Annotated in this window: 18 protein-coding genes, 1 pseudogene and 1 riboswitch; of the genes and pseudogenes, 10 read left to right on the forward strand and 9 right to left on the reverse strand. The window is 56.2% G+C overall.

Annotated features, from left to right (window positions below):
* Positions 1-3 precede the first annotated feature (3 nt).
* Complete coding sequence (tsaB, locus tag ACMWLG_RS20545; protein ID WP_045404354.1) at positions 4-699, reverse strand: tRNA (adenosine(37)-N6)-threonylcarbamoyltransferase complex dimerization subunit type 1 TsaB; 696 nt, start codon at positions 697-699, stop codon at positions 4-6.
* Between the two features lie 66 nt (positions 700-765).
* Entirely contained in the window at positions 766-2,676 is a 1,911-nt protein-coding gene (locus tag ACMWLG_RS20550; RefSeq protein WP_039263631.1) for an ATP-dependent DNA helicase, read from the reverse strand.
* Positions 2,677-2,809: 133 nt separating this feature from the next.
* Between ACMWLG_RS20550 and ACMWLG_RS20555 the strand changes: the two genes are divergently transcribed.
* Complete coding sequence (locus ACMWLG_RS20555) at positions 2,810-3,154, forward strand: RidA family protein (RefSeq protein WP_023312193.1); 345 nt, start codon at positions 2,810-2,812, stop codon at positions 3,152-3,154.
* A gap of 6 nt (positions 3,155-3,160) precedes the next feature.
* Here ACMWLG_RS20555 and ACMWLG_RS20560 read toward each other — a convergent pair whose 3' ends face one another.
* The gene (locus tag ACMWLG_RS20560; protein ID WP_033145823.1) at positions 3,161-3,352 is read right to left on the reverse strand and encodes a YoaH family protein; all 192 of its coding nucleotides are present in this window, start codon (positions 3,350-3,352) and stop codon (positions 3,161-3,163) included.
* Positions 3,353-3,413: 61 nt separating this feature from the next.
* Here ACMWLG_RS20560 and pabB point away from each other — a divergent pair, with 61 nt between their 5' ends.
* The 4 genes from pabB (at position 3,414) to ACMWLG_RS20580 (ending at position 8,602) form a co-directional block, all read left to right on the forward strand.
* Complete coding sequence (gene pabB, locus ACMWLG_RS20565) at positions 3,414-4,739, forward strand: aminodeoxychorismate synthase component 1 (RefSeq protein WP_045404357.1); 1,326 nt, start codon at positions 3,414-3,416, stop codon at positions 4,737-4,739.
* A gap of 6 nt (positions 4,740-4,745) precedes the next feature.
* A complete protein-coding gene (locus tag ACMWLG_RS20570) occupies positions 4,746-5,324 on the forward strand; it encodes a CoA pyrophosphatase (protein ID WP_045404359.1) in 579 nt (192 codons plus the stop codon).
* Between the two features lie 184 nt (positions 5,325-5,508).
* Positions 5,509-6,873 (forward strand): L-serine ammonia-lyase, encoded by a 1,365-nt coding sequence (gene sdaA / locus ACMWLG_RS20575; RefSeq protein WP_045404361.1) that lies wholly within the window; start codon positions 5,509-5,511, stop codon positions 6,871-6,873.
* Between the two features lie 130 nt (positions 6,874-7,003).
* Positions 7,004-8,602, forward strand: coding sequence for a cyclic diguanylate phosphodiesterase (locus ACMWLG_RS20580; RefSeq protein WP_045404364.1), 1,599 nt, complete (start codon positions 7,004-7,006; stop codon positions 8,600-8,602).
* Between the two features lie 6 nt (positions 8,603-8,608).
* Here ACMWLG_RS20580 and yoaE read toward each other — a convergent pair whose 3' ends face one another.
* Together yoaE and ACMWLG_RS20590 are read right to left on the reverse strand one after the other, a co-directional pair.
* Complete coding sequence (gene yoaE / locus ACMWLG_RS20585) at positions 8,609-10,168, reverse strand: CNNM family cation transport protein YoaE (RefSeq protein WP_045404368.1); 1,560 nt, start codon at positions 10,166-10,168, stop codon at positions 8,609-8,611.
* Entirely contained in the window at positions 10,156-10,365 is a 210-nt protein-coding gene (locus ACMWLG_RS20590) for a protein YoaL (protein WP_373364841.1), read from the reverse strand. Before ACMWLG_RS20590 ends, yoaE begins: the two co-directional genes overlap by 13 nt.
* A gap of 266 nt (positions 10,366-10,631) precedes the next feature.
* Between ACMWLG_RS20590 and manX the strand changes: the two genes are divergently transcribed.
* The 5 genes from manX to mntP all read left to right on the forward strand — a co-directional run bounded on the left by manX (position 10,632) and on the right by mntP (position 14,786).
* Positions 10,632-11,597 carry a PTS mannose transporter subunit IIAB gene (manX, locus tag ACMWLG_RS20595; RefSeq protein ID WP_045404371.1) on the forward strand — a complete coding sequence of 322 codons (966 nt, stop codon included), beginning with the start codon at positions 10,632-10,634 and terminating at the stop codon, positions 11,595-11,597.
* 46 nt (positions 11,598-11,643) lie between these two features.
* Positions 11,644-12,444, forward strand: coding sequence for a PTS mannose transporter subunit IIC (manY, locus tag ACMWLG_RS20600; protein WP_008500490.1), 801 nt, complete (start codon positions 11,644-11,646; stop codon positions 12,442-12,444).
* Between the two features lie 12 nt (positions 12,445-12,456).
* Positions 12,457-13,308, forward strand: coding sequence for a PTS mannose transporter subunit IID (locus ACMWLG_RS20605; RefSeq protein WP_006810994.1), 852 nt, complete (start codon positions 12,457-12,459; stop codon positions 13,306-13,308).
* 54 nt (positions 13,309-13,362) lie between these two features.
* Positions 13,363-13,821 carry a DUF986 family protein gene (locus ACMWLG_RS20610; RefSeq protein ID WP_045404374.1) on the forward strand — a complete coding sequence of 153 codons (459 nt, stop codon included), beginning with the start codon at positions 13,363-13,365 and terminating at the stop codon, positions 13,819-13,821.
* Between the two features lie 198 nt (positions 13,822-14,019).
* Positions 14,020-14,209: riboswitch (yybP-ykoY riboswitch) on the forward strand.
* Positions 14,210-14,219: 10 nt separating this feature from the next.
* Positions 14,220-14,786, forward strand: a complete 567-nt coding sequence (gene mntP, locus ACMWLG_RS20615) for a manganese efflux pump MntP (protein WP_029741998.1) — start codon at positions 14,220-14,222, stop codon at positions 14,784-14,786.
* Here the strand turns inward: mntP and rlmA are convergent.
* From rlmA to ACMWLG_RS20635, 4 genes and pseudogenes are all read right to left on the reverse strand, one after another.
* Positions 14,783-15,598 (reverse strand): 23S rRNA (guanine(745)-N(1))-methyltransferase, encoded by an 816-nt coding sequence (gene rlmA, locus ACMWLG_RS20620; protein WP_045404376.1) that lies wholly within the window; start codon positions 15,596-15,598, stop codon positions 14,783-14,785. The two genes, mntP and rlmA, sit on opposite strands and share 4 nt — an antisense overlap.
* Positions 15,599-15,663: 65 nt before the next feature.
* Positions 15,664-17,382, reverse strand: a complete 1,719-nt coding sequence (gene ftsI / locus ACMWLG_RS20625) for a peptidoglycan glycosyltransferase FtsI (protein WP_045404379.1) — start codon at positions 17,380-17,382, stop codon at positions 15,664-15,666.
* Between the two features lie 218 nt (positions 17,383-17,600).
* Entirely contained in the window at positions 17,601-17,810 is a 210-nt protein-coding gene (gene cspE / locus ACMWLG_RS20630) for a transcription antiterminator/RNA stability regulator CspE (protein WP_001062678.1), read from the reverse strand.
* Between the two features lie 13 nt (positions 17,811-17,823).
* A pseudogene (locus ACMWLG_RS20635) lies at positions 17,824-17,968 on the reverse strand (DUF2627 domain-containing protein).
* Positions 17,969-18,346 lie beyond the last annotated feature (378 nt).

An 18,346-nucleotide genomic window follows, 5' to 3' on the forward strand; every position in this document is an offset into this window, starting at 1 on the left:
GATTCACTCGCGGCCCGGAAGTTTCTTCCACGCGACGGTGTTTCGCAAATAAACCGGCTCCGCGTGTTCAACGGCAACGGTTTTTCCTGCTGCGAGCAGCTGGCAGGCAATCGGAAGCATATCTTCCGCAGCCGGCAGCAGCATGTTGCCGTCCACCAGCGTCACACCGGTGTCGTTTGCCATGTCAGGCCACGCCTGCCAGCCGGTGCCGACGGTTGCCCACTCACCGGAGAGCTGCTGCAGTCGTTCAGTGACCGCTTCCGGCTTGAGCACGGCTTCCGTCTCTTCGCCGTGCCACACGCCCTGCTCGTCGCGGGTGTATTCGGCCCAGTAAACTTCGCCCATGCGGGCATCAATCGCGGCCAGCACGCGCGTTGCCCCGGTCATGCGCCATGCGCCCTGCGCCATCGTGGCAAGGGTAGAGACGCCGATCATCGGCAGTTCGGCGCCCAGCGCCAGCCCCTGCGCAATGCCGATCCCGATACGTACGCCCGTAAAGCTGCCGGGGCCACGGCCAAAGGCCAGCGCATCGAGGTCGGTTAAGGAGGTGTTGCCCTGGGTTAAAATGGCTTTTACCAGGGGCAGAATGCGTTGGGTGTGTTCCCGTGGGCACTCTTCGAAATGGGCAGAAACAGCACCGTCGTTCAACAGAGCGACAGAGCAAGCCTCTGTCGCGGTATCAATAGCCAGAATTCGCATCAGTCGTCGCGCTCTCGCAAGGGTCAGTCACAAAATGGCGCGCATCTTAGCATACTCCGGGGTAAATTACTCCGCCGTTGGGTTTGCCAGGAAGCGCACCGCGCGTTTTATGTCCCGCGTCCGCGGCGCGGGCGGCAGGCTGGCAAGGAAGGTGGCGCCGTAAGGGCGCATCACCAGCCGGTTATCGCAAATGACCAGCACGCCGCGATCGGTGACGTCGCGGATTAATCGCCCTACCCCCTGCTTGAGGGTTATCACCGCGTCCGGGAGCTGTACCTCGTCAAACGGATCGCCCCCGCGCAGGCGGCAGTCTTCCATGCGCGCCTTCAGCAGCGGATCGTCCGGAGAGGTAAACGGCAGCTTATCAATGATCACCAGCGAGAGCGTATCGCCGCGCACATCCACCCCTTCCCAGAAGCTGCTGGTGGCTACCAGCAGGGCATTTCCGGCGCTGACAAACTGCTGGAGCAACTGGCCTTTGCTGGTTTCCCCCTGCAGCAGCACCGGTAAGGTCATGGTGGCGCGGAACTGCTCGGCGAGATCGCGCATCATGGCGTGAGAGGTGCAGAGCATAAAGCAGCGGCCGTTGTTGGCCTCGATCATCGGTTTTAACATCGCGGCCAGGTGGCGCGCCGCACCCGGCTGGTTCGGCAGCGGCAGATTACGGGGAACGCAGAGCAGCGCCTGTTTTTCGTAATCGAACGGGCTCGGCAGGAGCAGCGATTCCGCATCCTCAATGCCGAGACGTTCCGTGAAGTGATGCAGATCGTCATTCACCGACAGGGTTGCCGAGGTGAAGATCCAGCTTCCCGGTTTTTGCGCCATCACCTCTTTAAATTTATCCGCCACCGTCAGCGGCGTGAGCGCCAGCGTGAAGTGCCGGGAGGTGCACTCATACCAGTAGCTGAACCCCGGCTGGTTAATCTCTTTCAGCCGTTTAAGCCGCCCGCGATACAGCGTGGCGCGTTCGAAGGCCGCATCCAGCAGCGCGGAGCGGCCGAGGGACAGTTTTGCCACGTCGTAGCAGAGTTCGAGGGCATCATCGAGCAGCAGCAGCGCGCGCTGGATGTTTTTGTCCGCCAGAAGCTCGCGCAGGTTACCGCGATAGCCCGGCTCGCCGAGCTGCAAGCGGAAATCCTGCGCGCTTTGCGCCAGACGGTCGGCGCACTTCTGCAGCTGCTGGGTATCTTTGAGTTCGGTCCGGTAAGCGATGGTGAAATCTTTCGCCAGATCCTGCAGCTGGCGGCTGGAAAGCGACTGGCCGAAGTACTGGCTGGCAATGTCCGGAAGCTGATGGGCTTCGTCGAAGATCATCACGTCCGCCTCCGGGATCAGCTCGCCGAAACCGCTGTCCTTGACGACCATATCCGCGAGGAACAGATGGTGGTTCACCACCACCACATCCGCGTCCATCGCCGTTTTGCGCGCTTTCACCACAAAGCAGTCTTTATACAGCGGGCAGTCGCTGCCGAGGCAGTTGTCGTTGGTGCTGGTCACCAGCGGCCAGGCAGGCGAGTCTTCCGGCACGCTCGCGCAGGTGCTGATATCACCCTCTTCGGTCTGGTTCGCCCAGGCGCGAAGGATAATAACGTCGCTGAGGGTTTGCACCGGCAGGTCGCCGCCCGCCAGCGCCTGCTGCTCAAGACGTTCCAGGCAGAGATAGTTAGAGCGCCCCTTCAGCAGGGCCAGACGCCCCTTATATTTCAGCGCTTTCGCCACCGTGGGCAAATCGCGGCTGTAGAGCTGATCCTGCAGCGCCTTCGAACCGGTGGAAATAATCACCTTCTTCTTCGCGCGCAGCGCTGGAGCAAGGTAAGCATACGTTTTACCCGTGCCGGTTCCGGCTTCGACCACCAGCGGCTGAGCCTTATCGATGGCGCGTGCAACGGCGTGCGCCATCTGGCGCTGAGGCTCACGGGGCTTGAAGCCGGGAATAGCCTGCGCTAATTGACCTTCAGGGGAAAAATCGTCTGCCACGGTGCTCTCTCACTGTATTTTTGCACAGGGATTATGTCAGCCCATCCTCTCCTGTGCCACCCCAAATAGTGACGACAGGAGAACAATATGGCAGTCTTGCCGCCTGACGACGAAAAATAACGAGGAAACGTTTATGACAATTGTGCGCATTGATGCCGAAGCCCGCTGGTCTGATGTGGTGATCCATAATCAGACGCTCTACTACACCGGCGTACCGGCTAACCTGGACGCGGATGCGTTCGAGCAGACGGCCAATACCCTGGCACAGATTGACGCGGTGCTGGAAAAACAAGGCAGCGACAAATCCCGCATTCTGGATGCAACGATTTTCCTGGCAAACAAAGAGGATTTCGCGGCGATGAACAAAGCCTGGGATGCATGGGTAGTGGCGGGTCACGCGCCTGTACGCTGTACCGTACAGGCCACGCTGATGAAGCCGGAATATAAGGTAGAGATTAAGATTATCGCGGCGGTGTAGGCCCGATTACTCTTCTGGATCTTCATCTTCATCTTCGAAACGCGCCACGATCCGCTCGCCGGAATGACTGGCGCGAATCTCCTCTGCGACAACGGTAATTGCCTGTCCGCTGCTCATCCCCTGGGACATCAGTTCCTGAATTCGCTCAACCGCTTTCTGCTGCTGTTCATGGCTCAGAGAAGGTAAACCTGCAAACATCGTCAACTCCTGCTAAATTATTCGCGCTAATTATTTCACGCTGCCCGGTAGTATGCCACACATGAACATGCGCTTCCCCACTGTTATTACCTTGCCCTGGCGTGCAGACGCCGCTGAATTCTGGTTTGCCCGCCTGAGCCATCTTCCGTTTGCGATGCTGCTGCATTCCGGCCATGCGGACCATCCCTGTAGCCGCTTCGACATTCTGGTGGCCGATCCGCTAAAGACGCTGACAACCGATGACCTGTCGTTAACGGACGATCCGCTGGTGCAGCTTCAGCACGCCATTAACGCGCTGGGCTTATCTGCCGCGCCGAACCCGGATCTCCCTTTTCAGGGGGGCGCGCTGGGCCTGTTTGGTTACGATCTGGGTCGCCGTTTCGAAACGCTGCCGGAGCATGCGCAGGCTGATATTCCCCTGCCCGACATGGCCGTGGGGCTGTATAACTGGGCGTTAATAGTCGATCACCAGAAAAAAACGGTTTCCCTGCTGAGCCATCATGACGTGCAGGCGCGTCTGGCGTGGCTTGAGGCGCAACAGCCTGCACCGGCACAGACGTTTACGTTGACCTCAGGCTGGCGCTCAAATATGAGCGCAGCGGAGTACGCCGAAAAATTCTCGCGCGTTCAGGCGTATCTGCAAAGCGGTGACTGCTATCAGGTTAACCTCGCCCAGCGCTTCCAGGCGACGTACCGGGGAGATGAGTGGCAGGCGTTTACCCGTCTTAACGCCAGCAATAAGGCGCCGTTCAGCGCGTTTGTGCGTCTGGAACAGGGGGCGATCCTCAGCCTGTCGCCCGAGCGCTTTATTCATCTGGCCGAGGGCACGATCCAAACCCGTCCGATTAAAGGTACCCTGCCGTGTCTTGCCGATCCCGACGCCGATCGCCAGCAGGCGGAAAAACTGGCCGCCTCGCCAAAAGATCGCGCCGAAAACCTGATGATTGTCGATCTGATGCGTAACGACATTGGCCGCGTCGCCGAACCGGGCAGCGTGCGCGTGCCGGAACTGTTTGTCGTCGAGCCTTTCCCGGCGGTGCATCATCTGGTCAGTACCATTACCGCGCGTCTACCCGCCTCTCGCACCGCCTGCGATCTGCTCCGCGCCGCGTTTCCGGGCGGCTCCATCACCGGCGCGCCGAAGGTGCGGGCAATGGAGATCATTGATGAGCTGGAGCCCCACCGCCGCAACGCCTGGTGCGGCAGCATCGGCTATATCAGCCTGTGCGGCACCATGGATACCAGCATTACCATTCGCACGCTGACGGCCTGCGACGGAAATCTTTACTGTTCGGCCGGGGGCGGCATTGTTGCCGATAGCCAGGTCGATGCGGAATATCAGGAAACCTTTGATAAAGTTAACCGTATTCTGAAACAACTGGAGTAATCACGGGTGGAAAAAGAGAACCTGACGCTGGACGATTTTTTATCTCGCTTTCAGCTATTACGACCGCAGGTCAACCGCGAGGCGCTGAACCAGCGTCAGGCGGCCGTGCTGATCCCGGTCGTGCGTCGCACGCAACCGGGCCTGCTGCTCACCCAGCGTTCTCCCCATTTACGTAAGCACGCGGGTCAGGTCGCCTTTCCGGGTGGCGCAGTGGACAGCTCCGACGCATCGCTGATTGCCGCCGCGCTGCGGGAAGCTCAGGAAGAAGTTGCCATTCCGCCGGAGGCCGTTGAGGTCATCGGCGTGCTGCCGCCCGTCGACAGCGTTACCGGTTTTCAGGTCACGCCGGTGGTGGGCATTATCCCTCCGGGCCTGCAGTATCACGCCAGCGTCGATGAAGTCTCTGCGGTGTTTGAAATGCCGCTTGAAGAGGCGCTCCGGCTAAGTCGTTATCATCCGCTGGATATCCATCGACGGGGGCATGACCATCGGGTCTGGTTGTCCTGGTATCAGCATTATTTTGTCTGGGGCATGACGGCGGGCATCATTCGCGAACTGGCGCTGCAAATCGGCCTGAAACCTTGACTATACTTTACATTCCATCCTTTTTCGCAGGTTTGCGATCCGCGTCGCGCTATTAGCAAAACCCATCGTTAACCATTAGTTTAATTCATGTGAATAGTTAAGCCGAGGTCGGTGTTCCCTCTTACACTATGCGCAGTTATAACATCGTTACTGGAACCCCGGTAACCCTGTCAGGAGTGTGAAAGTGATTAGTATATTCGACATGTTCAAAGTGGGAATTGGCCCTTCGTCTTCCCATACTGTTGGCCCGATGAAGGCCGGTAAACAGTTCGTCGATGATCTGGTCGAAAAAGGATTACTGGAAAGCGTTACCCGTGTCGCCGTGGATGTTTACGGCTCGCTGTCATTAACGGGTAAAGGCCACCACACCGATATCGCCATTATTATGGGTCTGGCAGGCAATATGCCGGATACCGTAGATATTGATGCCATCCCGGCATTCATCCGCGACGTGGAAACACGCGGCCGCCTGCTGCTGGCAAACGGTCAGCAGGAAGTCGATTTCCCGCAGGATGACGGCATGCGTTTTCGCAGCGACAACCTGCCGCTGCACGAAAACGGCATGACCATTCACGCTTACAGCGGTGAAAAAGAGATTTACAGCAAAACGTACTACTCCATCGGCGGTGGCTTCATCGTGGATGAAGAGCATTTTGGCAAAGACAGCGTCGGCGACGTCAGCGTACCGTACCCGTTCAAATCGGCTACTGAGATGCTGGGCTACTGCAAAGAGACCGGTCTTTCACTGTCCGGCATGGTGATGCAGAACGAACTGGCCCTGCACAGCAAAAAAGAGATTGAAGACTATTTTGCGAACGTCTGGCAAACCATGCGCGCCTGTATCGACCGCGGGATGAACACCGAAGGCGTTCTGCCGGGCCCACTGCGCGTGCCGCGTCGTGCCTCTGCCCTGCGCCGTGTGCTGGTGACCACGGACAAGTTCTCCAACGACCCGATGAACGTGGTTGACTGGGTAAACATGTTTGCCCTGGCGGTTAACGAAGAGAACGCCGCCGGTGGTCGCGTCGTGACGGCGCCAACCAACGGTGCGTGCGGTATCGTTCCGGCAGTGCTGGCCTACTACGATCACTTTATTGAGCCCGTAACGCCGGACATCTATATCCGCTATTTCCTGGCGGCAGGTGCCATTGGTGCGCTGTACAAAATGAATGCCTCCATCTCCGGTGCGGAAGTGGGCTGTCAGGGTGAAGTGGGCGTTGCCTGCTCCATGGCGGCGGCCGGTCTGGCAGAGCTGCTGGGCGCAAGCCCTGAGCAGGTCTGCGTGGCGGCGGAAATCGGTATGGAACATAACCTCGGTCTGACCTGTGACCCGGTCGCGGGCCAGGTTCAGGTGCCGTGCATCGAGCGTAACGCGATTGCCTCGGTGAAAGCCATCAACGCCTCACGGATGGCGATGCGCCGTACCAGCGAACCTCGCGTATCGCTGGATAAGGTGATTGAAACCATGTACGAAACCGGAAAGGACATGAACGCGAAATACCGCGAGACGTCCCGCGGTGGCCTGGCCATTAAGGTGCAGTGCGACTAATACTGCCTTTCGCCCATCTGCAACGGATGGGCAAATTTCCCTCTTCTTTCTCGTCTCCTTCTGCTTTCCCCACTACACTTTTACTGTTGCGTCCGGCTTTTGTGGCTGGTGGCTTATCAGGCGACCGTTCATGCAAACTGCACAAACGATCATTAAAAACTATCGCCGAAAACGCGTTATCGTCTGTGTGACGGTTGCGCTCCTCACGCTCATCCTGACGTTAGGCATTCGCTTTATTTCACAGCGCAATGTTAACCAACAGCGGATCCTCGATTTTACCAGCCACACCGTTCGCGCCCTTGATAACGTCCTGCTTTCTTTAGAGAACCGCCGCAGCGTGCTGCAGCCCCTGGTGGGGCAGCCCTGCCCGCAGGCGCACCTGGCGCTGCGAAAGCAGGCCGCCATTTTGCAGACGGTACGCTCCATCGCCCTGATTAACGACGGTGTCCTGTATTGCTCAAGTATTTTCGGCAGCCGCAATGTGCCCGTTCGCGACTTCCTGAAAGAATTACCCGCCAGCACGGCGAAGCTGATTTTATCGAGCGATCAGTGGCTGCTTAAGGGTAGCCCGATATTGATCCAGTGGTATCCCGTCTCTCAGGACGGTGAAGCTGGCGTTATCGAGATCATCAATATCGATCTGATCGCCAAAATGATTCTGGAGCCCCAGCGCCCGCTCATCAATGACGTGGCGCTGACCGTAGGCGATCGCTTTCTGCGCTATGGACAACGCGTCAGCGACAGCCTGACGTTTGATAAGGAAGGCTCGCTTTTCCAGCAATCGTCAACCCGAAACCCTTTCACCATTACGGTCAGCGGGCCAGGCCCTGGAGAGTTAGCCTTAAAAAGCCTGCCAGCCCAGCTGCCTCTCGGGCTTATGCTGAGCCTGCTGCTGGGCTATCTCGCCTGGCTGGCAACGGCAAACCGGATGAGCTTCACGTGGGAGATCGATATGGGGATTGCGGGCCGGGAATTTGAGCTTTTCTGCCAGCCGCTGGTGAATGCCCGTACCCAGGCGTGCACCGGCGTGGAGATCCTGCTGCGCTGGAATAACCCCCGTCAGGGTTGGATCACCCCAGAGGTGTTTATCCCCCTGGCAGAAGAACATAACCAGATTGTCCCCCTGACCCGCTATGTCATCGCTGAAACGGTGCGCCAGATAGGCTACTTCCCTTCCAGCGCCGGTTTTCACATTGGGATTAACGTCGCCGCCAGCCATTTCCGTCATGCGGTATTGATACAGGACCTGAACCGCCTCTGGTTCAGCGCCTGTCCGCGTCAGCAGCTGGTGATTGAACTCACGGAACGGGATGCGCTGCTGGATGCGGATTATCGCATCGTGCGCGAACTGCATCGCAAAGGGGTGAAGCTGGCCATCGACGATTTTGGTACCGGGAACAGCTCCCTCTCCTGGCTTGAAAAGCTTCACCCGGACGTGCTGAAAATCGACCAGTCGTTTACCACCGCCATCGGCACCGACGCCGTGAACTCGACGGTGACGGATATGATTATTGCGCTGGGACAGCGGCTGAATATTGAACTGGTGGCTGAAGGGGTCGAGACGGAGGAGCAGGCGCGCTATTTGCGCCGCCATGGCGTGCCTGTCCTGCAGGGGTTTTTCTATGCGCGGCCCATGCCGCTACGGGATTTTCCGAAGTGGCTGGCGGGAGGCGCGCCCCCGCCAGCGCATCATAACGGGCACATCGTGCCCTTAATGCCGCTGCGCTAAGCCGGCTTACTCATCTTCGTCGTGGGCTGATTGTTCTTTAACAATGCGAACCATATCAACGCGATAGTCGTTGGCTTCAACGATCGTAATGTGCAGCGGTGCCAGCTCGATAACATCTCCGACGCGCGGGATTTGCCCGTTAACCGCGATAACCAGACCGGCAACGGTCGCGATGTCTTCTTCATCGTTGATGACGTTTTCCAGGCCCAGCGTGTGCGAGAGCGCGTGCAGGTCGGTGGTACCTTTAACCAGCCAGCCTTCACCGTCGGCAACGATCTCTGGCGTTTCGTCGGCATCCGGGAATTCACCGGCAATCGCTTCCAGCACGTCCAGCGGCGTAACCAGCCCCTGCACCACGCCAAACTCGTTGGTGACGATAACAAAGCTACCGCGAGCGCGGCGCAGCACCCCGAGCAGGTTGATAGGATCCAGCGTTTCCGGCACGACAATCGCAGGCGACGCGGCGGCAACGGCTTCCACGTTGACGCCCTCTTCCAGGGCCACCAGCATCTCTTTTGCCCGCACCACGCCGATTATCTCATCCAGCTCACCGCGACACACCGGGAACAGGCTGTGCGGAGAAGAGAGCAGCTGCTGGCGAATTTCATCGACGCTCAGGTTTGCATCAACCCAGCTGATTTCCCCGCGTGGCGTCATGATGCCGCGCAGCGAACGGGAGGCCAGGGAGAGCACGCCGTTAATCATGTAGCGCTCTTGTTCCACAAACGCCCCTTCCGGGACCGGAACCGGGTTATGGTTTTCGGAATCAGACTGGACGTTCACCTGACGACGACCGCCCATCAGGCGCAGTATCGCGTCTGCGGTACGGGCGCGCAGCGGCTGATTCGACTGCTGCTTGATAAAGTTACGGCGCGCAATCTGGTTGAACAGCTCGATCAGAATCGAGAAGCCAATCGCGGCGTACAGGTAGCCTTTCGGAATATGGAAGCCAAAACCTTCCGCCACCAGGCTCAGACCAATCATCAGCAGGAAGCTCAGACACAGCACGACCACCGTTGGATGCTGGTTAACGAAGCGCGTCAGCGGCTTCGAGGCCAGCAGCATGACCGCCATCGCAATAACGACAGCCGCCATCATTACCGGCAGATGATTCACCATGCCGACCGCCGTGATCACCGCATCCAGCGAGAAGACCGCATCAAGCACCACGATCTGCAGCACCACCACCCAGAAGCTGGCATAGCCTTTACCGTGCCCGTCATCGTGCTGACGGTTTTCCAGCCGCTCGTGTAGCTCCGTCGTCGCTTTGAAAAGCAGGAATATCCCCCCGATCAGCATGATTAAATCACGCCCGGAGAAGGTGTAGTCCATGATGGAGAACAGCGGTTTGGTCAGCGTGACCATCCAGGAGATGACGGAAAGCAGCCCCAGTCGCATAACCAGCGCCAGCGAGAGACCAATCAGACGCGCTTTATCACGCTGTTTTGGCGGCAGTTTGTCCGCAAGGATGGCGATAAACACCAGGTTATCAATGCCGAGAACAATCTCCAGCACCACCAGCGTGAGCAATCCCACCCAGATTGACGGGTCCATTAAGAATTCCATGACAAGCTCCTGCTAAAGGAATGACGAAACGGTGCCCCACTCATCGTGGGCAAAACAGAGGCAAACAGAGTCGATACGTGGCGAGGATCGCCGGTGAATAAGGCGCGAAATGGCCTGGCAGATGACTGACGTCGGTGACGGTCCATATAGTGGGCTGTAACCCTATACTCCTGAACGATTAAACGGAGGGTAAACATATCAGAGACACTGTGTTTTTAGCAAAGATTTACGTTCCTTTGCAAAGTTCTGTAACACAGCGGCTTTACGCTACAGATAAATCTGTCACGCGTGGCTAAATTACGGATCTTCATCACATAAATTATTTTTTCACTATCTAAAATAATTCGCGGAAGTCTTAGTTTTTTTGAACTCTAACCCTTATCTGAATCGATTCGGTTCGCCAATACGATTCTCAGTACGGCTGCCTGGCAGGCGTATTAATGATAATAAAAGGAGGTAGCAAGTGACCATTGCTATTGTCATAGGCACACATGGTTGGGCTGCTGAGCAGCTACTCAAAACGGCAGAGATGCTGTTGGGCGAGCAGGAAAACGTCGGCTGGATCGATTTCGTTCCCGGTGAAAACGCCGAGACGCTGATAGAGAAGTACAACGCTCAACTCGCGAAGCTGGATACCAGCAAAGGCGTGCTGTTTCTCGTTGATACATGGGGCGGCAGCCCATTCAATGCCGCCAGCCGCATTGTCGTCGATAAAGAGCACTATGAAGTTGTCGCCGGGGTTAATATTCCCATGCTGGTGGAAACCTTCATGGCTCGCGACGACAATCCGGCGTTCGATGAGCTGGTGGCACTGGCCGTTGAAACCGGTCGCGAAGGGGTAAAAGCCCTGAAGGCGCAGCCGGTTGAAAAACCTGCCCCTGCTCCCGCAGCGGCACCAAAAGCGGCTACACCGGCAAAACCGATGGGCCCGAACGATTACATGGTCATCGGCCTGGCGCGTATTGATGACCGCTTAATCCACGGCCAGGTCGCGACGCGCTGGACCAAAGAGACCAACGTTCGACGCATTATTGTGGTCAGCGATGAAGTTGCCGCCGATACCGTACGTAAAACCCTTCTGACTCAGGTTGCTCCTCCTGGCGTTACCGCGCACGTCGTGGATGTCGCCAAGATGATCCGCGTTTACAACAACCCGAAATATGCGGGTGAACGCGTAATGCTCCTGTTCACTAACCCGACAGACGTTGAGCGCATTGTTGAAGGCGGCGTGAAAATCACCTCCGTGAACATCGGTGGTATGGCATTCCGTCAGGGCAAAACGCAGGTCAACAACGCCATTTCAGTCGATGCGAAAGATATCGAGGCATTCAACAAGCTGAATGCGCGCGGTATTGAACTGGAAGCCCGTAAGGTTTCTACGGATCAAAAACTGAAAATGATGGATTTGATCGGCAAAGTTGGGAAATAAGCCCGCGCCGGTTCTCATATAAAGTTTATGTAATAGGAGAAGTGCAATGGAGATTACCACTCTTCAGATTGTGCTGGTGTTCGTCGTCGCATGTATTGCGGGTATGGAATCCGTACTTGATGAATTTCAGTTCCACCGCCCTCTGGTGGCCTGTACGCTGATTGGGGCCGTTCTGGGTGACATGAAAACCGGTATCATCATCGGTGGTACCCTGGAAATGATCGCCCTGGGCTGGATGAACATCGGCGCGGCGGTTGCGCCCGATGCCGCGCTGGCCTCTATCATTTCGACCGTTCTGGTTATTGCTGGTCACCAGAGTATTGGTGCCGGTATCGCGCTGGCGATCCCGCTGGCTGCAGCTGGCCAGGTTCTGACCATCATCGTTCGTACTATCACCGTTGCCTTCCAGCACGCGGCGGATAAGGCGGCCGAAAACGGCAACCTCACGGCACTGTCGTGGATCCACGTTTCATCCCTGTTCCTGCAGGCGATGCGTATCGCGATCCCGGCGGTTATCGTGGCGATCTCTGTTGGTACCAGTGAAGTGCAGAGCATGCTGAACGCCATTCCAGAAGTGGTCACCGGCGGTCTGAACATCGCGGGCGGCATGATCGTGGTCGTCGGTTATGCGATGGTCATCAACATGATGCGCGCAGGCTATCTGATGCCGTTCTTCTACCTCGGCTTCGTGACCGCTGCCTTCACCAACTTCAACCTGGTTGCACTGGGTGTGATTGGTGCGGTAATGGCGATTCTCTACATCCAGCTCAGCCCGAAATATAACCGCGTCGCGGGTGCCCCAGCGCAGGCTGCTGGTAACAACGATCTCGATAACGAACTGGACTAGCAGGTGAGCGAAATGGTTGATATGACAAAAACTACCACCGAGAAAAAACTCACTCCGGGTGATATTCGTGGCGTGTTCATCCGTTCTAACCTGTTTCAGGGTTCATGGAACTTCGAACGTATGCAGGCGCTGGGCTTCTGCTTCTCCATGGTGCCGGCGATCAAACGCCTGTACCCGGAAAACAACGAAGCGCGCCGTCAGGCGATCAAGCGTCACCTGGAATTCTTTAACACCCATCCTTACGTAGCGGCTCCGGTTCTGGGCGTAACGCTGGCGATGGAAGAACAGCGTGCGAACGGCGCAGAGATTGACGACGGTGCCATCAACGGTATCAAAGTCGGCCTGATGGGCCCGCTGGCCGGCGTCGGTGACCCAATCTTCTGGGGTACCGTGCGTCCGGTCTTCGCGGCGCTGGGTGCCGGTATCGCGATGAGCGGCAGCCTGCTTGGCCCGCTGCTGTTCTTCATCCTGTTCAACGCCGTGCGCCTGCTGACCCGTTACTACGGTGTGGCCTACGGCTACCGTAAAGGGGTGGACATCGTTAAGGACATGGGCGGCGGCTTCCTGCAAAAACTGACTGAGGGGGCGTCAATCCTCGGCCTGTTTGTCATGGGGGCGCTGGTTAACAAGTGGACGCACGTGAACATCCCGCTGGTGGTATCAACCATCACCGGTCAGGATGGTCAGACCCGCGTCACCACCGTGCAGACGATTCTGGACCAGCTGATGCCAGGCCTGGTACCGCTGCTGTTGACCTTTGCCTGCATGTGGCTGCTGCGTAAGAAAGTGAACCCGCTGTGGATTATCGTTGGCTTCTTCGTCATCGGTATCGCGGGCTACGCTGTCGGCCTGCTGGGTCTGTAAGTTTCAATGCTATAGGCCGGGGGCTTGCCCCCGGTTTTTTTATCTGGAGGATGAATGACTGTCACGGACATCGTACTGGTTTTATTTATTGCCGCCCTTCTGGCATACGCGATCTATGACGAATTCATCATGCCCCGCCGTCACGGCGAGACGCTGCTCTCCCTTCCCCTTCTGCGACGCGGGCGCGTGGATGCGTTTATCTTCGCGGGTCTCATCGTTATTCTTATTTACAATAACGTCACCAGCCATGGTGCAATATTAACCACATGGTTATTATGTGCGCTGGCATTAATGGCGGTTTATCTGTTCTGGATCCGCACGCCGAAAATCATTTTTAAATCCCGCGGATTTTTCTTCGCCAATGTGTGGATAGAATATAACCGTATTAAAGAGATGAATTTATCCGAAGACGGCGTGCTGGTGATGCAATTAGAACAACGCCGCCTGCTTATTCGGGTGAAGAATATTGACGACCTGGAAAAAATATACAAGTTACTTGTTAAAACTCAATGAGTTAAATATATAGCAATGGCTATATTCTGTGTTTATCTTGCGCAAGAAATATAGCCAAAGCTATATCCCCTTCGTTAATTTGTTCTCTATTTGTTAACGATATTTTCACGCTTAAAGACAAATGAAAATCGTTATCACCAAGCATTTTAAATAATGCCTCTTCGTTGTTGTTTTATATTCTCAAAATATGTTAAGGTTGCGCCCGTCGTTGGGGAGTAGCCGATTTCCTGTTCGCAGGAAATGTACGTGTCAACATACTCGTTGAAAAACGTGGCGCGTACGGATCGCTGACAGCACATCTTATGTGCGGCGCGATCAGGCGAGACCATAGATACATCAACTGCTGTTTACTGGGGGCAGTGATGTGTCATATGGATATCCCCGGTCTGGACGCTGTTATGAATATCTCCGCTACGATCCTCCTCGCTTTTGGCATGTCCATGGACGCTTTTGCGGCTTCCATCGGAAAAGGTGCCACGCTCCACAAACCTAAGTTCTCAGAAGCCCTGCGTACCGGCCTCATTTTTGGCGCTATCGAAACGCTGACGCCGCTTATCGGTTGGGGACTTGGCATGCTCGCCAGCCAGTTCGTGCTGGAGTGGAACCACTGGATTGCCTTCGTACTGCTGGTGTTTCTCGGTGGCCGAATGGTGATAGAAGGTTTTCGCGGCGGTGATGATGAAGATGAGGAGCCACAGCACCGCCACGGGTTCTGGCTGCTGGTCACCACGGCAATTGCCACCAGCCTTGATGCGATGGCCGTCGGCGTCGGTCTGGCATTCCTGCAGGTCAATATTATCGCCACCGCGCTGGCCATCGGCTGCGCAACGCTGATTATGTCCACGCTGGGCATGATGGTCGGACGGTTTATCGGCCCGCTGCTGGGTAAACGCGCCGAGATCCTGGGAGGAATTGTGCTGATTGGCATTGGTGCCCAGATCCTCTGGGCACACTTCGCCGGTTAATCTTCGCGCTGCCAGACGTGGATACTGAAATCCGTCTGGCAGTTAAATATTGATTGTAGAGCTAACGCTTCCCACACTTCCGGTTTTGCCCGCCACGCGAACGGCGTCATCTGCAGCAGCGCGGTTGCTTCTTCCCCTTTCAGCTTCATTTCATACGCTACGGTTTGCTCCTGCTTCAGGGTAAAACCGGCAAGCTGTTCAGAATGAGGGGCATGCAGTCGCACTTCGTCGTAGATCAGCCCTTTCAGCTCCATCAGATGACGCGGGCCCGGCGTCACGGTGACGACCCATCCGCCCGGTTTCACCACGCGAGCCAGCTCTTCCGCCTTGCAGGGCGCGTAAATGCGGATAACCGCATCCATGCTGGCATCGTCAAACGGCAGCCGGTGGCTGGATGCCACGCAGAACGTCACGTCCGCGTAACGCTTTGCCGCCGCGCGAATGGCCACTTTCGACACGTCCAGACCGAATGTCAACGCGCCCTTCTCGCGTGCGATCCCGGCAAACCGTGCGGTGTAGTACCCTTCCCCGCAGCCGATATCGAGCATGGCGGTGGCTGAACCCGGCAGGATGTCATTCAGCATCTGCGCGACGGTCTCCCGCAGCGGCAGATAGTGCCCGGCATCCAGAAACGCACGACGCGCCTGCATCATCTCTGCACTGTCGCCTGGATCGCGGGAGCGCTTATGCTGCACCGGCAGAAGATTCACGTAGCCTTCTTTTGCCATATCAAACTGATGCCCCTGCGGACAGGTATAGCTTTTATCTGAATGCGTCAGGGGGGCGTGGCAAAGGGGACAGCTGAAGGACATGGTGACTCCGGAGCATAATCAAAGGGCGAAGTGTACCGCTATTCGCCCTGGTTATAAACGCCCGGTTAACGCATAACGATAAGGTGGTCGGAACCCGCCGGTAACCCGTCAGGTTTTACATTCTCCAGACGCAGCACGTTACCCATAATCTCGCTGAAAACAGGCGCGGAAACGGCACCGCCGTAGTAGGCGCCATTTTGCGGATCGTTAATGACCACCACCAGGGCAAAGCGCGGATCGCTGGCGGGCGCAACGCCGGCCGTATACGCAACGTATTTATCGACATACTTTCCGCTGTCGTCAATTTTCTTCGCCGTGCCGGTTTTCACCGCCACCCGGTAATCGCGAACGGCGGCCTTAACGCCCCCGCCGCCGGGCAGCGCAACGCTCTCCATCATGTGTTCCACCTCGTGTGCGATCTCTTCCGGCATGACCCGGTGCCCGATAACGGGTGGATCGATACGCGTAATCGAGAGAGGTCGCTCGAGCCCGAAGCCGCCGATCGTGGCGTAGACGTGCGCCAGCTGGAGCGGCGTCACCATCAGCCCGTAGCCGAAGGCAAAGGTCGCACGATCGAGCTGGCTCCAGTATTTACGATTTGGCAACAGCCCCGCGCTCTCGCCCGTTAAGCCAAGCCCCGTATTCGTGCCAAACCCAAAGTTTCGATAGGTATCAATAAGATGCTGGACAGGCATTGCCAGAGAGAGTCGGGATACGCCGGTGTCGCTCGATTTTTGCAGGATCCCGGTCATCGTCAGTTCAGGATAATAGCCCACGTCGCGGATACGATGCCCGTCAAGGGTATACGGGTGAGTGTCAATCACGCTGTCCGGCTGGACCAGGCCCTGCTGCAGGGCCGTCATCAGCACCAGCGGCTTGACCGTCGAACCGGGTTCGAACGTATCGCTGATCGCGCGATTACGAAAATCGTTTATCGTCGCGCCTTCCCTATTATTGGGGTTGAAATCCGGATAGCTCGCCATGGCGAGTATTTCCCCGGTTGGGATATTTATTAGCACCGATGCGCCAGACTCGGCCTTGTTCCAGGCCACGGCATTATCGAGTGCATCTTCGGTGATGGTTTGCAGCCGCTCGTCGATACTTAACTGGATGTTATGCGCCGGCGCGGGCGCCACTTCCGTCAGGTTTTCAACCACGCGACCGTAGCGGTCTTCCCTTACCTGCCGCACTCCGGCCTTGCCGGTCAGCTGCGCGTTAAAGCTTTTTTCCACACCTTCAATGCCCTGCCCGTCAATATTGGTGAAGCCAATCAGGTTCGCTGCCACATGGCCGGCAGGATAAAAACGGCGGGATTCATCGCGTAAATTGATACCGGGCAGATTCAGCTTATCGATCCACTTCGCCTGTGCGGGATCGACCTGACGGGCAAGATAAATAAAACGCCCCTGCGGGTTGGCGCTGATTCGCGCCGAAAGTGTGCCCAGGGAGAGATGCAGCGCGTTTGCCAACGCCTGCCAGCGTTCGTCAATGCCAACGCCCCCTTTTGCCAGCACCGTTTTAGGATCGGCCCAGACGGCCCGGACGGGCACGCTCACCGCCAGGGGGCGACCTTCGCGATCCATTATCATGCCCCGCGGCGCATCAATCGCCAGCTGGCGGAGGGATCGCATATCTTCCTGCTTCACCAGATTGTCAGGCTTGATGATTTGCAGCCAGGCAACGCGGCCCAGCAAAAAAGCCAGACTACAAAAAATAGCTAAACAGAGCAGCACAAAACGCGCTGGCGTGAAATTGCCAGCGGTGGTTATCAATTTCTTCTTCACCTGAACCCCAGGACTGTTAAACAACGCCCTGATTTAACGGGAAAAGATGGGGTTAAGGTGGCAAAACAGTGCTACTAACATCGCAGCTTTGCAACAAGTTACTAACAAGACCGCCAATGGTAATATTTTGAAAGATAAGGGACATAAAAAGCCCCGCATTATGCGAGGCTTTATGTCTGAGATTGAAGTGCTAAGCGCTTCAGTCAGCAGCGGTTCGATCAGATAGCAGTTACGTTAACTGCAGCTGGGCCTTTCTGGCCGTCCTGAATTTCGAACTCAACGTTCTGGCCTTCAGCCAGAGTTTTGAAGCCGTTACCCTGGATTGCAGAGAAGTGTACGAACACGTCTTTGCTGCCGTCAGCAGGAGTAATGAAACCAAAACCTTTAGACTCGTTGAACCACTTAACTTGACCTTTAATCTTTGCCATTTTGCAAAATTCCTTAGAGTGTTTTCTTAGCCCGCAGGCATTAACTGAGATAAAACTGAGACATTACTGCATGAGGCACTAATATAAGGTTCGGCAGAGAAGCGGTATTCAACGACAACGTGTTTACTCAGGACTTCTTTACTGAAAATGCCACACATAAACAGAACTGTACCTCGTTTGACCCAAAACGTGTTATCACACACTATGTTTAATATGGCAAGCCATTTTTAAACATGTCTCGATCCGCCGCACAAATTCGAACAGTGCCTGTCAGGTTTTGCACAATTATGCGCATCACTTACAGACAGCTCTGCTGCATAACAAAGACCCAGCGTTGCTTTCACAAGCGCTGTAATCTAAGACTTTTTTAACATAGCTCAATCATTACGAAGCGTCCAGCAAACGGGAAAAGAAATCTTACGTCCTGATTGAGTTAGGGAAGGTGCGAACAAGTCCCTGATATGAGATCATGTTTGTCATCAGGAGCCATGGAACAGGGTTCATCATGAGTCATCAACTTACCTTCGCCGACAGTG

It is taken from the genome of Enterobacter sp. 01-M-02-SI-ECC, assembly GCF_047530595.1.
GTDB lineage: Bacteria > Pseudomonadota > Gammaproteobacteria > Enterobacterales > Enterobacteriaceae > Enterobacter > Enterobacter cloacae_M.

Excerpts from the sequence above, each read along its gene's own strand:
- ACMWLG_RS20590 (WP_373364841.1), bottom strand. The coding sequence starts at position 10,365 with ATGTTTACCCTCCGTTTAATCGTTCAGGAGTATAGGGTTACAGCCCAC.
- tsaB (WP_045404354.1), bottom strand. The coding sequence starts at position 699 with ATGCGAATTCTGGCTATTGATACCGCGACAGAGGCTTGCTCTGTCGCT.
- ACMWLG_RS20610 (WP_045404374.1), top strand. The coding sequence starts at position 13,363 with ATGACTGTCACGGACATCGTACTGGTTTTATTTATTGCCGCCCTTCTG.
- ACMWLG_RS20580 (WP_045404364.1), top strand. The coding sequence starts at position 7,004 with ATGCAAACTGCACAAACGATCATTAAAAACTATCGCCGAAAACGCGTT.
- manY (WP_008500490.1), top strand. The coding sequence starts at position 11,644 with ATGGAGATTACCACTCTTCAGATTGTGCTGGTGTTCGTCGTCGCATGT.
- yoaE (WP_045404368.1), bottom strand. The coding sequence starts at position 10,168 with ATGGAATTCTTAATGGACCCGTCAATCTGGGTGGGATTGCTCACGCTG.
- ACMWLG_RS20560 (WP_033145823.1), bottom strand. The coding sequence starts at position 3,352 with ATGTTTGCAGGTTTACCTTCTCTGAGCCATGAACAGCAGCAGAAAGCG.
- cspE (WP_001062678.1), bottom strand. The coding sequence starts at position 17,810 with ATGGCAAAGATTAAAGGTCAAGTTAAGTGGTTCAACGAGTCTAAAGGT.
- rlmA (WP_045404376.1), bottom strand. The coding sequence starts at position 15,598 with ATGTCCTTCAGCTGTCCCCTTTGCCACGCCCCCCTGACGCATTCAGAT.
- ACMWLG_RS20555 (WP_023312193.1), top strand. The coding sequence starts at position 2,810 with ATGACAATTGTGCGCATTGATGCCGAAGCCCGCTGGTCTGATGTGGTG.
- ACMWLG_RS20605 (WP_006810994.1), top strand. The coding sequence starts at position 12,457 with ATGGTTGATATGACAAAAACTACCACCGAGAAAAAACTCACTCCGGGT.
- pabB (WP_045404357.1), top strand. The coding sequence starts at position 3,414 with ATGAACATGCGCTTCCCCACTGTTATTACCTTGCCCTGGCGTGCAGAC.
- mntP (WP_029741998.1), top strand. The coding sequence starts at position 14,220 with ATGAATATCTCCGCTACGATCCTCCTCGCTTTTGGCATGTCCATGGAC.